Origin of the sequence: Ancylobacter aquaticus, assembly GCF_004339465.1 — a bacterium.
Lineage (GTDB): Bacteria > Pseudomonadota > Alphaproteobacteria > Rhizobiales > Xanthobacteraceae > Ancylobacter > Ancylobacter aquaticus.
Genome location: NZ_SMFY01000001.1, coordinates 1,026,429 through 1,041,846, shown reverse-complemented (window position 1 = coordinate 1,041,846; position 15,418 = coordinate 1,026,429). Strand labels below are relative to the sequence as shown.

The window sequence follows — 15,418 nt, the reverse complement described above, 5'->3', positions numbered from 1 at the left end:
GTTCCCCTCATTGTTATGAACCAAGCGTCTCTGGAAGGCGGTTAGTAATCCCCTGTGGTCGCGCCACCATCGACGACGATCACCTGTCCGGTGACATAGCTGGCGTCATCGGAGGCGAGAAAGGCCGCCACGGAAGCGATCTCGGAAGGCCGAGCGGTCCGCCCCAGCGGCATCTTCGCGATCCAGCTGTCGCGGAGATCCTGCGGCACGTCCTTGAGGATCGCGGTTTCGACGATGCCGGGAGCGATGGCGTTGGCGAGGATGCCGCGCCGCGCACCTTCCAGCGCCACCGTCCGCGTCAGGCCAACAATGCCGGCCTTGGCGGCGGCGTAATTTGACTGGCCGAACGCGCCAAAAATGGCGGTCGAGGACGTGTTGATGATGCGTCCCCAGCCCCTCTTGCCGACAAGCGAGAAAGCCGCCTGGCAGCCAAGCCAGGTGCCGCGAAGGCTGATGTCGATAACCTGGGTCCATTCATCGTCGGTCATCTTCGGCAGGGAGCGGTCCCGCACGATGCCGGCGACATTTGCCACGATATCCACGCCTGCGAATTTCGGCGGCAGCGCGGCAATCGCGCTGTCCCAGCTCGCGCGGCTGGCGACGTCGAGCGCCAGCGCGCAGGCCGCATGCCCCTGCCCCGCGAGACGCTCGGCACAGGCGACAGCCTGATCGAGCACGAGATCGGCGACAACGACCTGCGCCCCCTCGGCCGCGAGGCGTTCGCAGATCGCGCTGCCGATGCCCCCCGCGCCACCCGTCACCAGCGCGACATGACCTTCCAGACGCAGCGATGTCACGACGCCTCCTCCTGCTCGCCGGGCCCGATGAGGAAGACGTCTTCGCCTTCTTGAAGCGCCTCGCCGTTCTGGTTCTTCAGCGTCAGAGCGACGCGAACAATGCCGACGCCCGGTCGCGACCGGCTCGGGCGCGTCTCCAGCACGCTGGCCTCGTAATGCAGCGTGTCACCGACGAAAATGGGGGCCACGAAGCGGCGCCGGGTTTCCAGAAACGCCTCGATCGCCCAGTCGTCGATCGGCGAGCGCAGTCCCGTGCTCAACGCATGGCCGAGCATGCCGTGGGCAACCCGCTTGCCGAAGCCGTGCGCGGCGGCGAACTCGGCATCCATGTGCAGCGGGTTGAAGTCGCCCGTCAGCCCGGCGAACTGGACGATATGCGCCTCGGTGATCGTCACGCGGGCCGATTTCAGCTGCTGGCCGACCGCGATGGCGGCGAAGGCAACGCTCATGAACGGTCCCCCTTGATACGGAACAGCGGGAGGTCAGGCGTGCCTTGCACCTCGCCGAAGAAGGCCTCGACCGGCATTCCCACGCGGATATCGGCGCCGGGCTCCGCCTCCAGCCGCGACAGCACCAGCACGCCCTCGTCGAGCATCACCAGCACGCAGGTATAGGGCGTCTCGAACGCGCTCATGCCGCGCTGGATCGTGGTGAACGAGAAGATGGTACCCTGCCCGCTCGCCTCGACCCATTCCGGCGACGCGCCGGGCGAATGGATGGAATGGGCGCGCGGATACCATTGATGCATGCCGGTGACGGGACAGCGCTGGATCATCAGCCGTCCCGCGCGCGCGCCTTCCCAGAAGGGATCGGACGTCACGTCGGTCACGGGTGGCATGCCCTTCGTCATGGCTGCAGCCTCAAACGGTGAGAATGGCGGTAGCTGCGGCGCAGAATGTGCCCCCCAGCCCATGGACGAGAGCCACCTCGGCATCGGGAATCTGGAGCCCCGGCCCCTCCCCGCGCAGCTGCCGCACCCCTTCGATGAGTGTGAAGATGCCGCGCTTGCCGGGATGGTTCGAGGACAGGCCGCCACCGTCGGTATTGGTCGGGAGGCGCCCGCCCAGCGTCAGATGCCCGTCGTCGACGAAGCCGCCGCTTTCGCCGCGCCCGCAGAAGCCAAGATCCTCCAGCGCGAGCATCGGCGTGATGGTGAAAGCGTCATAGATCTGCGCGACGTCGATATCGTCGTGCCCGATGCCGGCCATGGCAAAGGCGCGGGGCCCCGAGATCGCCGCCGGCGTCGAAAGGTCGAGCGCGATCTGGCTGATCTGGGTGCGGGCCGCCGCGCTTCCGAAGCCGGCGAGATGAACCGGGCGGCGGCGGCAATCCTTCGCGCGCTCCGCGCTGGTCATCACGATGGCGCCACCGCCATCGGTGACGACGCAGCAATCGAGCTTGCGCAGGGGGGAGGCAATCGGCGTGGAGGCCAGCACGTCATCGATGGTGATCGGCGCGGTGAAGCGTGCGTGGGGATTGTTGGCCGCATGCTCGCGGAAGGTGACGGCGACCCTGGCAAGCTGCTCGGAGGTCGTGCCGTAAAGCGCCATGTGGCGCTGGGCGAACAGGGCATAGGCCGAGATCAGGGTCGGGCCGTAGGGAAGCTCAAACTGGCCCGGGCCCGCCGGCAGCACGAAGGGATCGAAGGACGGCGTGTCGAGCGGCCACCAGCGCGGGCACGCCGCGTAGCTGATGACCACCACTTCCGCGAGGCCTGTCGCGATTGCCGCCGCCGCATGGCCGGCATGGACGATGTAGGAGCAGCCGCCGACATCGGTGCTGTCGAAAAAGGTCGGGGTGATGCCGGCATATTCGGCAAACTCCGTGAGGCTGCTGACCCCGCCGCCTTCCGCCCAGTCGCTGGCGGCCACGCAGAGCCCGTCCACCTCCGAGAGGGCGATGCCGGCGTCGTCCAACGCCCCGGCGATGCATTCCATCTGGAGTGCAAAGGGGTGAAGGCGCGGCGCCTGTCGGCGTGGCGACTCATATGCGCCGACGATTGAGGCTTTGCCCGAAATGCTGGCCACGCGAGATTTCCCATCTGTCCTGCCATCGAGCCTATGTCGTTTCGACCCTCCGACAAGCAGTTTGAAGCCTGTGCATTGGTGCATCGGGCGCATCTGTCAGCTGCTTGACGAGCGCCGATAGATGCGCGTCATCTACGCCTCGGGCTAACGGTGAACGCCATGGTTCACCGTCGCAGGAGTTACTCTCGATGTCTCAAACCTTCCGCCGGCGCCTGCCGCCTCTTCTGGCATTACGTGCATTTGAGACATTTGGCCGGACTGGAACGGTGAGGGCCGCCGCGGACGAACTCTCCGTGTCGCACACGGTGGTCTCGCGTCATATCCAGAACCTGGAATCGGCCATAGGCGTGAAGCTGGTCCAGAAATCCGGTCGCGGCCTCAGCCTCACCCGAGAGGGCAAGCGCTACGCCGGGCACCTCAGCCGCGCGCTGGATTTGATCGCCAGCGCCACCGGCGAGTTATGGGGAGGCAGCAGCGATGCGCTCCACATCTGTTGCATGGCGGGGCTCGCGTCGCGACGGCTGCTGGCGCGACTGCCGGAAATCGAGCGCTTCCTTGGCGGGCGCGAGATCATCCTCCAGCCGATTTCCGCACGACCGGACTTCAGCCAGGGGGAGGTCGACGCCGAGATAAACTACCTCGAATACCCCAATTTTCCGCCGGACCTGCGCGGGGAAATCGTCTATCGGCCCCGCATTCTCGCGGTTGCGAGCCCGCCGTTCAGCGCGGCGCATCCGCACCTGCGCATGGCGGGCGATCTGGTGAAGCTGCCGCTCCTCCACGAGCGTTCGACGCGGCAATGGGAAAACTGGCTGGAGCATGCCGGCGTCGACAACGTTCCCCCGCTGAAGGGGCCCAAGCTGTGGCACGGGCATCTCGCCGTGGAAGCGGCACGGCTGGGGCAAGGCGTGGCTCTGGTGAGCGATCTCATGGCCGGCGAGATGCTCGCCTCCGGCGAGCTGATGGAGGTGTGCCCGGCCGATGTCCGGCTGGGCGCCTACTATTTCATCGCACCGGCCCGTCGATGGAACGACCCGGCCATCGCGGCGCTCCGCGAGTGGCTGCAGGGCTTTGTCCGGGAATGCATGGTGGAGCCGGAGGTCGCCGCCGCTCACTAGAGAACGCGCGATCCGATTGAACCCATCTGATAAGCTCGGACCCGCCGATCAACTCGCGCCGGCCCGGAAGCGCAGACCATCGACCAGCAGCGCCACCATGCGGCGCGCCTGCTCCGTCTCGCCATCGCTGGCCGGTGCAGCCAGCCGCATGGCGGCCAACAGCAATTCGCGGGCGTCGACGTCGGCACGAACGTCTCCGGCCGCCGCCGCCGCATCGAGCAATCCGCGCAGCGCCGGCGTGAGTTGGCCCAGCACATAGCTCGGCAGCGCCTGATACGCCGCGTCTCCCGAATGAAGCGCGGGCCCCAGGCCACGTTTGGTGCCGGCGAGGTCCACGAGGCGCTGCACCCATGACGCCAGCGCCTCCCCAGGCGGCTGCGTTCGGCCCAGCGTCACGGCTGCCTCGACACAGCCATCCACCTCGCGCTGGATAATCGCCTTGATGAGATCCGAGCGCTGCGGAAAGTGCCGATACAGAGTGCCGACCCCAACGCCCGCCTCGGCGGCGATTGTCCGCATCGGCACATCCACCCCCCCTTTGTCGAACACCGCCAGGGCAGCCCGCAGGAGGGCGTCGACATTGCGGCGGGCATCGGCCCGCAGCGGCCGGCCCGGTTCGATTGGCGCGCCCGGCCGATCCTCGTCCATCTCCGTCAACGGCGTCACCCTCTTGATAAGCGGAACAGTGTTCCATATAAAGCGGACGCTGGTTCCATTTGAAAGCTACCGTGCTTTCTCCGCATCTGCCAGACCTCATGAACGGAGACGAACATGCAGTACCGCCCTCTTGGCCGGACCGGCATAAGGGTCAGCTCCTATTGCCTGGGCACGATGATGTTCGGGAAGCTGGCCAATGCCGATCACGAGGCATGCGTCAGCATGGTCCACAAGGCCCTCGACTTCGGCATCAACGTCATCGACACCGCAGACGCCTACAGCCAGGGCGAATCCGAGATCATCGTCGGCAAGGCGCTGAAAGGGCGACGAAACAACGTCGTGCTCGCCACCAAGGCGGCTCTTCCGATGGGCGAGGACCCGAACCAGCGCGGCGGCTCGCGCCGCTGGATCACGCGCGCGGTCGAAGGGTCGTTGCAGCGCCTGCAGACGGACCATATCGACCTCTACCAGATCCACAGGATGTCACCGGATGTCGACGTGGAGGAGACGCTCTCGGTGCTCACCGACCTGATGCGGGCGGGCAAAATCCGGGCCTTCGGCGCATCGACCGTCCCAGCCTCCGATATCGTCGAGGCGCAATGGGCCGCCGAGCGTCGCGGTCTGGCGCGCTTCCGCACCGAACAGCCGCCCTATTCGATCCTCAACCGGGCGATAGAGCACGAGGTGCTTCCGACGTGCCAGCGCTACGGAATGGGCGTGATGGCGTGGAGCCCGCTGGCGAAGGGCATGCTCACCGGCCGGTACAGGAGGGGAGAACGGCAGCCCGACTCGCTGCGCGTGAAGTTCTTTCCGAAGGCGATGTCCGACGAGGCAAGCCTCGGCGCGGTCGAGGCGTTGATCCCGTTGGCCGAAAGCGCCGGCATCTCGCTGATGCACATGGCGCTGGCCTTCGTCGTCGCGCATCCCGCCGTCAGCGCCGCGATTATCGGCCCCCGCACCATGGAGCAACTCGATGGCCTGCTTGCCGGCGCCGATGTGGTGTTGACCGACGACCTTCTGGATCGGATCGACGCTATCGTGCCGCCGGCCTGTGATGTGGCGCCACTCGAAGGGGCGGCTTACGCGCCGCCGTCGATCACCCAGACCTCCCTGCGGCGCCGCTCGCTCATCGAGCGGGCCGCCGCCTGATGATCTGGAGCGCATTGGTGGTGTCGCGGCCCGGCGCGCCCGTTCGTGCAGGCCGGCGCCGGGAAGCCTTTGCCGCCTGCGTGGCAGCGGGCACGGCCTGATGCTTTAGCACAATGAAGCGCCAGCCCTGGCGCCTCCCAACCTACCGCGCGCCCGTCTCATCCCCCCCGCCGCGCATCGATCGCGAGCAGGTGCCGCACCACGGGTGGGGGCTCGATCGCATGGAAGGCGCGCACCTGCTGCTGCACATCGGCATCGGCCTGCGACACGCGATGATGCTGGCGCAGATGCTCGGCCCAGGAGTCGACCATGAACCACTCCGTCACCAAAGTCGGCTCGGCCGCATCCTCCATCACGCCCCAGGAGGTGGCGCCGTCCCGCCGGCGCGCGTGCGAGAGACGTTCCAGCACCTTCAGGAAGGCCGGTCGGTCTTCGGTCGCGATCTGATACTCGATCTGCACCAGCACCGGCCCGCGATCGCCCGGCACGGGTTGGGCGAGCAGCGGCTCAGGCCAGTGGTTCGAGGGCGCGAGGTCGCTCTCGCCCTTCGGCAGCGCGATGCGGTGCACGATGAGCCCGGAAATGACCAGCCCGGCGGCGGCCGTCGCCAGTGTCGCAGACAGGCCGATTTCCTGCGCGACGAAGCCCCAGCCGAGGCTACCCCCGGCCATTGCGCCGTTAAACACGGTGAGATAGACGGCGAGCGCGCGCCCGCGCACCCAGTTCGGCAGAATGGCTTGCGCCGTGGCGTTGAGCGTGGTCAGCGCGACGATCCACGCCGCGCCCATTACCAGCAGCACCAGCACCGCCGCCCATTTCGGCGGACCGAGCGCGAGCGCGGTCGAGGCGGCGCCGGTCGCCAGCGCGGCGGCGAGCATCAGCCCGTCCGGGCTCAGCCTCGCGCGCGCCATGGGCAGGGCCAGCGCGCCGAGAATGGCACCAGCGCCGACAGAGCCGAGCAGAAGTCCATAGAACGCCGCGTCTCCCGCCAGCAATTGCCGGGTAACGAGCGGCAGCAGGGCCCAGACGGCACTGGCGAAGGCGAAGAACACCGCCGCGCGCAGCAGCACCACATGCAGTTCGCGGCTGGAGCGGGCATAGCGCAGCCCGGCCCGGAACGCGCCGCCGAAGTGCTCGCTGAGTTCATCCTGCGTGGCCACCGGCCGCTTCCACCACAGCAGCGCAGCGATGACGAAGACATAGCTGGCGACGTCCGCGCCATAGGTCACGGCCGCGCCGAAGGCCGCGAGCAGCAGGCCGCCGACGGCAGGCCCGATGGAGCGGGCAATGTTGATGCCCAGCGAATTGAGCGCCACTGCGCTCTTCAGTTCGCCGCGCGGCACCAGCTCGGGCACGATGGATTGCCAGGTCGGCCCCATCAGCGCGGCGCCGATCCCGCCGACGAAGGTGAGCATGATGAGCCCCGACACGGTGACGAGGCCGCTCGCCGAGAGCAGCATCAGCGTGGCGCTGACGCAGCCGAGCATGATCTGGATGAAGATCAGGAACTTCCGCCGGTCGAGAATGTCGGAGAGCACGCCGGCCGGTATGGCGAGCAGGAAGATGGGCAGCATGCCGGCGGCCTGCACGGCGGCAACGGCGGCGGGCGAAGCGGAAAGGTCCGTCACCAGCCAGGCGCTCGCCACGTCGCGCATGAAGCTGCCGGTATTGCCCAGCACGGTGGCCGCCCACAGCACGGCGAAGACCGGGCGCCGCAGCGGGGCGAAGCTGCCAGCGGCGGGGGGCGGAGCCGATTTCAGGGCCTCACTCATATCTTGTCTCTCCTCAGCGCACGGCGCGCGGCGCGCGATCGTCAGACAGCCCAGCAGGCGCAGCCGAGCGCGCCCCAGAAAGCTTGCGTGTCGGAGGTCGGCACCTCGGCCCGCCACGCGCCGGCATGGGCATGACCATGGACGTTGCATTCCTGGGCGCAGCCGCACAGCCGGGCGAAAGCGTATTTGGAAGCCTGCCCGGCGGCCTGTGCGCGTTGCTGGTAGCCGCCGAAGGTGCGCACCGGCGACCAGTCCGGCATCGCCGGCGGCAGTTCGGGCGCGAGGTCCCTGAAGTCGCCCGCACCATGCACGGGCTTGCCGTCCAGCAAGGTGAGGACGGCGGTGATGTCGGCGATGGCTTCTTCCGGAACAGCGAAATAATCATCCGACAGCACCGCGATGTCGGCCAGCTGGCCGACGGCGATCTGCCCCTTCTTGCCCTCCTCGTTGGAGAACCAGGTGTTGGCTTCGGTCCACAATCGCAGCGCCGCCTCGCGGTCGAGGCGGTTCGCGGCGGGATAGAGCGCGAGCCCGCCCACCGTCATGCCGGTGACGAGCCAGGCCAGCGAGATCCACGGATTGTAGGAGGCGACACGGGTGGCATCGGTGCCCGCGCCCACTTTCACGCCCATGTCGAGCATGCGCCGCACCGGCGGCGTACGCTCGGCGGCGCGGTGGCCGTAGCGCTCGGCAAAATACTCCCCCTGGAAGGCCATGCGGTGCTGCACCGCGATGCCGCCGCCGAGCCGGGCGATGCGCTCGATATTGCGGTCGGTGATGGTCTCGGCATGGTCGAAGAACCAGTTGAGCCCTTCGAGCGGAACATCCCGGTTGACCTTCTCGAACACGTCGAGGGCGCGCGAAATGGTCTGGTCGTAGGTGGCGTGCATCCGCCACGGCCAGCGATTCTCGGCCAGCAGGCGGATGACGGGTTCGAGGTCGCCTTCCATGCTCGCCGGCATGTCCGGGCGCTCGACGCGGAAATCCTCGAAATCGGCGGCGGAATAGACCAGCATCTCGCCGGCGCCATTGGTGCGGTAGAGGTCGTCGCCCTGGCCGGGCGTCACCTGCTTCGCCCAGCCGGCGAAATCGGAAAGCTCCTCCTTCGGCTTCTGGGTAAAGAGGTTGTAGGCGATCCGCACGCTGAGTTCGCCCGCGCGGTGCAGTTCCTCGATGATCGCGTAGTCGTCCGGATAATTCTGGAAGCCGCCGCCGGCATCAATGACGCCGGTGACACCGAGCCTGTTCACCTCTCGCATGAAATGGCGGGTGGAGTTCTTCTGGTACTCCACCGGCAGCTTCGGGCCCTTGGCCAGCGTCGCATAGAGGATGGTCGCGTTGGGCTGGGCGAGCAGCAGGCCGGTGGGGTTGCCCGCGCCGTCGCGCGCGATCTCGCCGCCGGGTGGGTTGGGCGTATCCCTGGTGTAGCCCACCGCCCGCAGCGCGGCCCCGTTGAGCAAAGCGCGGTCATAGAGGTGCAGGATGAACACCGGCGTGTCGGGAGCGACCGCGTTGATCTCCTCCAGCGTCGGCAGGCGCTTTTCAGCGAACTGGTGCTCGCTGAAGCCACCGACCACACGCACCCATTGCGGGGCGGGAGTGTTGTCGACCTGCCTCTTGAGCATCTCCATCGCGTGGCTCAGCGAGCGCACGCCGTCCCAGCGCAGCTCCATATTGTAGTTCAGCCCGCCGCGGATGATGTGCATGTGGCTGTCGATCAGGCCCGGAATGACCCGGCGCCCGCCAAGGTCGAGGCGCGTCGTCGCCTCACTGGAGAGGGTCATCGCCTCCCGCGTGGCGCCGGCGAACAGCACCTTGCCGTCCTTGATCGCCACCGCCTCGGCCTGCGGATTGGAACGGTCGAGCGTCGTGACCTTGCCGTTGAACAGGATCAGATCGGCGGTGGATGGCATGATCGCTGTCTCCACTGGGATGGCCCGGCCCCTCAGGACCGGGGAGGCGCCTCGCGGCCCTCGCCCGTGCCGGCCTTGCGGCCGGGCAGATGGCCCAGAACATGATCCGGGCAATCGGCGAGGCCGATGGCGGAACGCAGGCTGTCGCCCCTGAGAAGGTGCCGGGCGACGGGCACCATTTGCTCGCCGATGAGGATGCCGAAAAGCCCGACCAGCGCCACCACCGGCGGGGCCGGCGAGCGCACGTTCATGAGGCTGTAGACGATGCCGACCAGAAGGCCGGCACTGAGGGAGGCGAGATAGAGCTTCATCACACGCCCTCCTGCGGGGCTCCGCGCCTGCTCCGTTCAACGGCCCTAACCCACGGGACCGTCACGCAGACGACGGCGGCAGCCTGTCTTCCAGAGCAGGTGGGTGAGACATGCAGCGGCAAGGCATTGCAGCCGCAAGAGGCGCGCCCCGCGAGCGTGCGGGGCGCGCCGGCGTTCAGCCCTTGATGAAGGCGAGAAGGTCCGGGTTGATCACCTCGGCATGAGTGGTCAGCATGCCGTGGGGATAGCCCTTGTAGACCTTGAGGGTGCCGTTCTTCAGCAGCTTGACTGCCTTCAACGCCGAATCCGCGATCGGCACGATCTGGTCGTCATCGCCATGCATCACCAGCGTCGGCACGCTGATGGCCTTGAGGTCGTCGGTCTGGTTGGTCTCGGAAAAGGCCTTGATGCCCTCATAGTGGGCCTTGGCGCTGCCCATCATGCCCTGGCGCCACCAATTATTGACAACGCCGGGATAGACCTTGGCGCCATCGCGGTTGAAGCCGTAGAACGGACCGGCCGGCACATCGACGAAGAACTGCGCGCGGTTCTCGGCAGTGGCCTTGCGGAAGCCGTCGAAGACGTCGAGCGGCAGCCCTTCCGGGTTGGCGTCGGTCTTCAGCATCAGCGGCGGCACGGCGGAGACCAGTACCGCCTTGGCGACACGGCCTGCCGGCTCGCCATGCTTGGCGACATAGCGGGCGACTTCACCGCCGCCGGTGGAGTGGCCGATATGCACGGCGTTCTTCAGGTCGAGGTGCTCGACCACAGCGAAGGCGTCAGCGGCGTAATGGTCCATGTCGTGGCCACCGGACACCTGCTCCGAACGGCCATGGCCGCGACGGTCATGGGCGACGACGCGGAAGCCGTTCTGAACGAAGAACAGCATCTGCGCATCCCAATCGTCGGACGACAGCGGCCAGCCATGGTGGAACATGATCGGCTGGGCGTCCTTCGGACCCCAGTCCTTGAAGAAGATCTCGACACCGTCCTTGGTGGTGATGGTGGTCATGTCAGAACTCCGTGTGTGGCTATGGCGAAGAGGCAAACATCTTGATCGCTCATCGCCTCGCCTCAATCACCTTCCGACGCACCGAACATGGTCTTGGCGTAGACGATGCCGTGGCCATAGGCGCCGCCGAATTTCTTCGCGATTCCGGTCGTCATCTCGTAGGTCCGGGTGCGGGCCCAGTCGCGCTGGAGTTCGAGCAGATATTGCAGCGAGGTCATCGGCCGGGCCCCGGCCTGGATCATGCGTTGAACGGCGCGCTCATGCGCTTCCTCGGAAACGTCGCCACAGGCATCGGCGATGAAGAAGACCTCGAACCCCTGCTCGATGGCGGACAGCGCCGGTCCGACGATGCACACGCTCGTCCAGAGGCCGGCGAGCACGACGCGCCCCCTGCCGATCTCGTTCACCCTGTCGATGACCGCCGCATCTTCCCAGGTGTTCATCGAGGTACGGTCCAGCATGGGCTGACCGGGGAACGCCTCGGTGATTTCGCCGAACATCGGCCCGGAAAAACTCTTCTCGGCCACCGTCGTGAGGATGGTCGGCACGTTGAAACCGGCGGCGGCGCGGGAAATCAGCGCCGCATTGTTGCGCAGAATGACGGCATCGATCGAGCCGGTCGCAAAGGCCATCTGCGACTGGAAGTCGATCAGCACCAGAAGATGGTTGTCGGGATCGAGGAGTTCCTTGCCGGGTGTCGGAGTCGCGGTTGGCATTGCACATCCCTGCCTGATGAGGTTCGGCGACAAGTCGTAGGGCGCGGGTCGCGGGCGGTTCAATTGTGCGCGGGAAGGAGGCCCGTTGACCCTGGGGCTAGTCCGGCCCGTTTCGCGCGGTCGCTTGGCGCAGGCAGGCCAGCAACTCCTCCGGCACCACCGGCTTGGCGAGATAGCCCTGGAAACCGGCCCGTAACGCCCGGCGCTTCGTCGCCTCGTCGGGATAGGCGGTCACGAGAATTGTCGGCACATCGAGGCCTTCCGCCCGCAGGCGGCGGTGAAGCACGATGCCGCTGAAATCACGCAGACGTATATCCGCCACAAGCACATCGACCGCTCGCGCCCGATCCGACGCCAGGAAATCTGCGGGATCGGAAAAGCACAGCGGCCGGTAGCCAATCGCATCGACCAGCGCGCCGAGGGCCGCCAGAGCCGCCGGATCGTCGTCGACGATTGCCACTGTCTTGCGCATGCCCGGGACGGGTCCATCACGCCAGACAGCGAGTGGCCCGGCCATGGTGGCGAGCTTTGCCGGCCGGCCCGGTGTGCCACAATTGGCCGGTGGGCGTAGCGCGCTACGTCCCGGAGCCGGCCAGTTGATCGACGATCCGCACCAGATCGGCGATGGTTCGGGCCTGCAGCTTCTGCATGATCTGGGCGCGATGCACCTTCACCGTCGCCTCGCTCAGTTGCAGCTGGGCGGCGATCTGCTTGTTCATCAGCCCGCTGGCGACGAGCGGCATCAGCTCGCGCTCACGCGGGGTCAATGCCGCCTGGCGGACCCGTAGCGCGGCGATTTCGGCGTCGCGCGCCCGGCGCCGACGATCGCGGCCAATGCCCTCGCGCACCGCGTCGAGCAGGTCCTGGTCGCGAAATGGCTTGAGTAGAAACTCGACGGCACCCGACTTCATCGCCGTCACCGACATGGGCACGTCGCCATGGCCGGTGATGAAGACGATGGGCGTGGCGATGCCGGCGCGTGCGAGTTCGCGCTGGAATTCGAGCCCGCTCGCCCCTCGCAGCCGCACATCGAGGATGAGGCAGCCAGGAAGGTCCGGGCACCGCGCCGCGAGGAAATCCTTCGGCGATTCGTAGGTGAGCACCTGATAGCCCTCACAGGACAGCAAGCTCTCCAGCGAAGCGAGGACCGAGCGGTCATCGTCGACGACATAGACTACTGCGTCCGTCATCGGGCTTTCTCCTCCACGCCAGACCTTGCCTGCGCGTCTGTCACAGACAGGATCGCCACGGGAAGCGAGAAATGGAAGATCGCCCCCTGCGGGGCGTTCGCGCTCGCCCAGATGCTGCCGCCATGCGCCTCCACCACGGCGCGGCAGAACATCAAACCCATCCCCATGCCGCCCGGCTTGGTGGTGATGAAGGGGTCGAACAGACGCTCGGCCACTTCGGCGGCAATGCCGGGCCCGGTGTCGGCGACGCAGACATGCACCTCGCCGTGCGCCTCCTGCGACAGGCGCACCGTCACGCGACGCGCCCGCAGCGGGCCCGCCCGCACCGCATCCACGGCGTTTTCGATGAGGTTGCGCAGGACGTGGTGAAGCTGCACGGCATTGCCGATGACGGGAGGCACTTCGCCCTCGCCCTCGCCTTCGATGGCGATCTCGACCCCATAATGGCGCGCGTCGCGGGCCGCCTCCTCGGCCGCCGCCGCAACGATTCCGGCAAGGTCCAGTTCGGCCCGCTCGCGCGTTCCCTTGGTGAACATGGTGCGGATGCCCCTGACCACGCCATTGGCCCGGTGCCCGTCCTCGACGATCCGGCGCAGCGCCAGTTCCGCCTTGTCGATGCGCGGCTCAGCCTTGGACAGCCAGCGCAGCGCCGCATCGGCATTTGTCACCATGCTGGCGAGGGGCTGGTTGATCTCATGGGCAATCGACGCGGAGAGCGCCTCCATGGCGGTCAGCCGCTTCTCCCGGCTGCGCAGCTCGGCCGCCACCGTGCGGGCGAGGCGCACATGCACCAGCGTCGTCTGGGCGACGAGGACCAGCAGGATGATACTCATCGCCACCAGCCCATAGAGCCGGCCGGCCCACCAGCCGACGCTCAGCCTTGAGCCCCCGCCGAGATAGGAGATGAGCAGCAATTCGATTCCGAGCGAGAACAGGACGATGCAGACCCACATACCCAGCGCAGACCGGCGAAACCACAGCAGCAGGGCGATATCCACGGCATAGAGCATCATCGCCAGGGCGGGCACGACCTGCCACAGCAGGTTCACCTGCCGCCCGTCCAGCATCAGCGGCGGAAGCCAGTCACGAAAGAAGAGCGTCGCCTCGATCAGGACCGTCGCAGCGACGCAGACACTTATCGCGACCAGCGAGGCGTTCGTCGTGATCTCGCGACGCGGGGCGAGTGCGAAGGCAAGCACGAAAAGCGGGAAGGCCAGCCGGCGCAGCAGGGCGAAGGCGGCCGTCACCTGCAGCCCTGCATCCATGTCGAAGCCGGTAAAGACGCCCGGAAAGGTCAGTGCCCAGGGCGCAAGCATCAGCGCCCCGAACAGATAGCCGGAAGCGAGGAAGAGAAGCGGAAGGTACCGCCGCGCGCAGTAAAGCGCGAAGAGGAGCGCAGCCGTCATCGCCTCCAGCACGAAGGTCGCGGCGGCGTAGGCCGGCACCAGTATTTCCGTATTGTGGGTGGGCAGGCGCGCAAAGGGCATCGTCGCGACGAACAGGGCGACCAGCGCGAGCGACAGGCCGCCCGCCACGGCAAGTTGCGGGCGCGTGACCCTGAAGGAGGTCTCCGTCTGGTCTTCGCCGCCCAACAATGCGTTTTCCCTCTCGCCGCTGAAATCCCCGGGCCGATGGACGCCCGCGCTGGAGCGTTCCCGAGTTGGTCCGCTTTGTCCACCGGCGGAAGCCGGAGGCCTTGAGCACGCGCCGATCAACTTGCAACGCAAGTTCATCGGATAACGCGTTATTTATCATAGAGTTAGAGGGCGACCGACCGATCAGATTGTTTCAATCTGCTCGGATCGCACTCAACGGGCCGATTTTCGGACGAAGTCGAGAAACGCGCGCATTGCCGCGCTGCTGTGTCGCCGGTTCGGGTAGTAGAGGAACCAGCTCGGCAGCTTCGGGCTCCAGTCCGCCAGCACTTCGACCAGCCTCCCGTCCTCGATCGCCGCGCGCGCATAATCGTCGAGCACATGGGCAATGCCTTGCCCGGCGATGGCCGCCTGCAGTTCCTGATGCGCCGACCCGAGTGTCAGCCGGCCTTCCGGGACGATCTCGACCGCCTCATCGTTCTTCCCGAATGCCCATGTGGCGAGGGCCCCGCCGGGATAGCGGCGGCGGATGCAGTCATGGCCGACGAGATCGGACGGCGCATTCGGCCGACCGCGTTTGCCGAGATAGTGCGGGGAGGCGACGATCGCGTAGCGCAGGGGCTGCCCCAGCGGCAGCGCGATCATGTCCTTGGCCAGTTGCTGGCCGAACCGGACGCCCGCGTCGAACCCCTGCCCGACGATGTCTATGATCGCCGCATCGCTGACGATCTCGACCTTGACCTCGGGGTGAGCCTCCATAAACGCGAAGGCGAGCGGGCACAGAATGTGGTCCACCGCCGGGCCGGGCGCGTTGATGCGCAGCGTTCCGGACGGCTGCTCGCGCAACTGATCGAGCTCGGAAAGGGCGAGGTGGATGTCATCCAAAGCGGGGCGAAGCCGGGCCAGAAGGCGTTCGCCCGCCTCGGTGGCGGCGACGCTGCGGGTGGTCCGGTTCAGCAGCCGGAGGCCGAGCGCCTGTTCGAGTGCGGCCATCGTCTGGCTTATGACGGACGAGGAAACGCCGCGCTCGGCCGCTGCCGCGCGGAAGCCGCCGCATCGAACGATGAGCGCGAAAGTCTCAAGATGGTCAAGCCGCACGGTCACGATTGATCACTATTACCGATCGGATTGATCGCCATTGATCGTCTTATCAAGCCAGTG

Annotated in this window: 16 protein-coding genes; 2 read left to right on the top strand and 14 right to left on the bottom strand. The window is 66.9% G+C overall.

Going from position 1 to position 15,418, the window contains the following annotated elements:
* Positions 1-41: 41 nt before the first annotated feature.
* From EV667_RS04830 to EV667_RS04815, 4 genes are read right to left on the bottom strand one after another with little or no spacing between them, the layout of a single operon-like run.
* Positions 42-797 carry an SDR family oxidoreductase gene (locus tag EV667_RS04830; RefSeq protein WP_131834140.1) on the bottom strand — a complete coding sequence of 252 codons (756 nt, stop codon included), beginning with the start codon at positions 795-797 and terminating at the stop codon, positions 42-44.
* Complete coding sequence (locus EV667_RS04825) at positions 794-1,246, bottom strand: MaoC/PaaZ C-terminal domain-containing protein (RefSeq protein WP_131834139.1); 453 nt, start codon at positions 1,244-1,246, stop codon at positions 794-796. The genes EV667_RS04830 and EV667_RS04825 overlap by 4 nt, the downstream gene beginning before the upstream one ends.
* Positions 1,243-1,647 carry a Zn-ribbon domain-containing OB-fold protein gene (locus EV667_RS04820; RefSeq protein ID WP_131834138.1) on the bottom strand — a complete coding sequence of 135 codons (405 nt, stop codon included), beginning with the start codon at positions 1,645-1,647 and terminating at the stop codon, positions 1,243-1,245. Before EV667_RS04820 ends, EV667_RS04825 begins: the two co-directional genes overlap by 4 nt.
* A gap of 10 nt (positions 1,648-1,657) precedes the next feature.
* Positions 1,658-2,734 (bottom strand): thiolase C-terminal domain-containing protein, encoded by a 1,077-nt coding sequence (locus tag EV667_RS04815; protein WP_245515971.1) that lies wholly within the window; start codon positions 2,732-2,734, stop codon positions 1,658-1,660.
* Positions 2,735-3,012: 278 nt separating this feature from the next.
* Between EV667_RS04815 and EV667_RS04810 the strand changes: the two genes are divergently transcribed.
* Complete coding sequence (locus tag EV667_RS04810) at positions 3,013-3,942, top strand: LysR family transcriptional regulator (RefSeq protein WP_131834136.1); 930 nt, start codon at positions 3,013-3,015, stop codon at positions 3,940-3,942.
* Between the two features lie 48 nt (positions 3,943-3,990).
* Here the strand turns inward: EV667_RS04810 and EV667_RS04805 are convergent, their stop codons facing one another.
* Complete coding sequence (locus tag EV667_RS04805; protein ID WP_131835024.1) at positions 3,991-4,590, bottom strand: TetR/AcrR family transcriptional regulator; 600 nt, start codon at positions 4,588-4,590, stop codon at positions 3,991-3,993.
* A gap of 123 nt (positions 4,591-4,713) precedes the next feature.
* On the opposite strand from EV667_RS04805, the gene EV667_RS04800 reads away from it, so the two are divergent.
* Positions 4,714-5,748, top strand: coding sequence for an aldo/keto reductase (locus tag EV667_RS04800; RefSeq protein ID WP_131834135.1), 1,035 nt, complete (start codon positions 4,714-4,716; stop codon positions 5,746-5,748).
* A gap of 158 nt (positions 5,749-5,906) precedes the next feature.
* Here the strand turns inward: EV667_RS04800 and EV667_RS04795 are convergent, their stop codons facing one another.
* The 9 genes from EV667_RS04795 to EV667_RS04755 form a co-directional block, all read right to left on the bottom strand.
* Positions 5,907-7,520, bottom strand: coding sequence for an MFS transporter (locus tag EV667_RS04795; RefSeq protein ID WP_131834134.1), 1,614 nt, complete (start codon positions 7,518-7,520; stop codon positions 5,907-5,909).
* 41 nt (positions 7,521-7,561) lie between these two features.
* Positions 7,562-9,433, bottom strand: coding sequence for an amidohydrolase (locus tag EV667_RS04790; RefSeq protein ID WP_131834133.1), 1,872 nt, complete (start codon positions 9,431-9,433; stop codon positions 7,562-7,564).
* Positions 9,434-9,465: 32 nt separating this feature from the next.
* A complete protein-coding gene (locus tag EV667_RS04785) occupies positions 9,466-9,744 on the bottom strand; it encodes a XapX domain-containing protein (RefSeq protein ID WP_131834132.1) in 279 nt (92 codons plus the stop codon).
* Positions 9,745-9,919: 175 nt separating this feature from the next.
* Positions 9,920-10,756, bottom strand: a complete 837-nt coding sequence (locus tag EV667_RS04780) for an alpha/beta fold hydrolase (protein WP_131834131.1) — start codon at positions 10,754-10,756, stop codon at positions 9,920-9,922.
* A 62-nt stretch (positions 10,757-10,818) separates the two neighbouring features.
* Positions 10,819-11,472, bottom strand: a complete 654-nt coding sequence (locus tag EV667_RS04775) for a hydrolase (protein WP_131834130.1) — start codon at positions 11,470-11,472, stop codon at positions 10,819-10,821.
* A 97-nt stretch (positions 11,473-11,569) separates the two neighbouring features.
* Positions 11,570-11,944, bottom strand: a complete 375-nt coding sequence (locus tag EV667_RS04770) for a response regulator transcription factor (protein ID WP_131834129.1) — start codon at positions 11,942-11,944, stop codon at positions 11,570-11,572.
* A gap of 103 nt (positions 11,945-12,047) precedes the next feature.
* Positions 12,048-12,662 (bottom strand): response regulator transcription factor, encoded by a 615-nt coding sequence (locus tag EV667_RS04765; RefSeq protein ID WP_131834128.1) that lies wholly within the window; start codon positions 12,660-12,662, stop codon positions 12,048-12,050.
* Positions 12,659-14,257 carry an ATP-binding protein gene (locus EV667_RS04760; RefSeq protein ID WP_131834127.1) on the bottom strand — a complete coding sequence of 533 codons (1,599 nt, stop codon included), beginning with the start codon at positions 14,255-14,257 and terminating at the stop codon, positions 12,659-12,661. The genes EV667_RS04765 and EV667_RS04760 overlap by 4 nt, the downstream gene beginning before the upstream one ends.
* A 213-nt stretch (positions 14,258-14,470) precedes the next feature.
* Complete coding sequence (locus tag EV667_RS04755; protein ID WP_131834126.1) at positions 14,471-15,364, bottom strand: LysR family transcriptional regulator; 894 nt, start codon at positions 15,362-15,364, stop codon at positions 14,471-14,473.
* Positions 15,365-15,418: the final 54 nt, after the last annotated feature.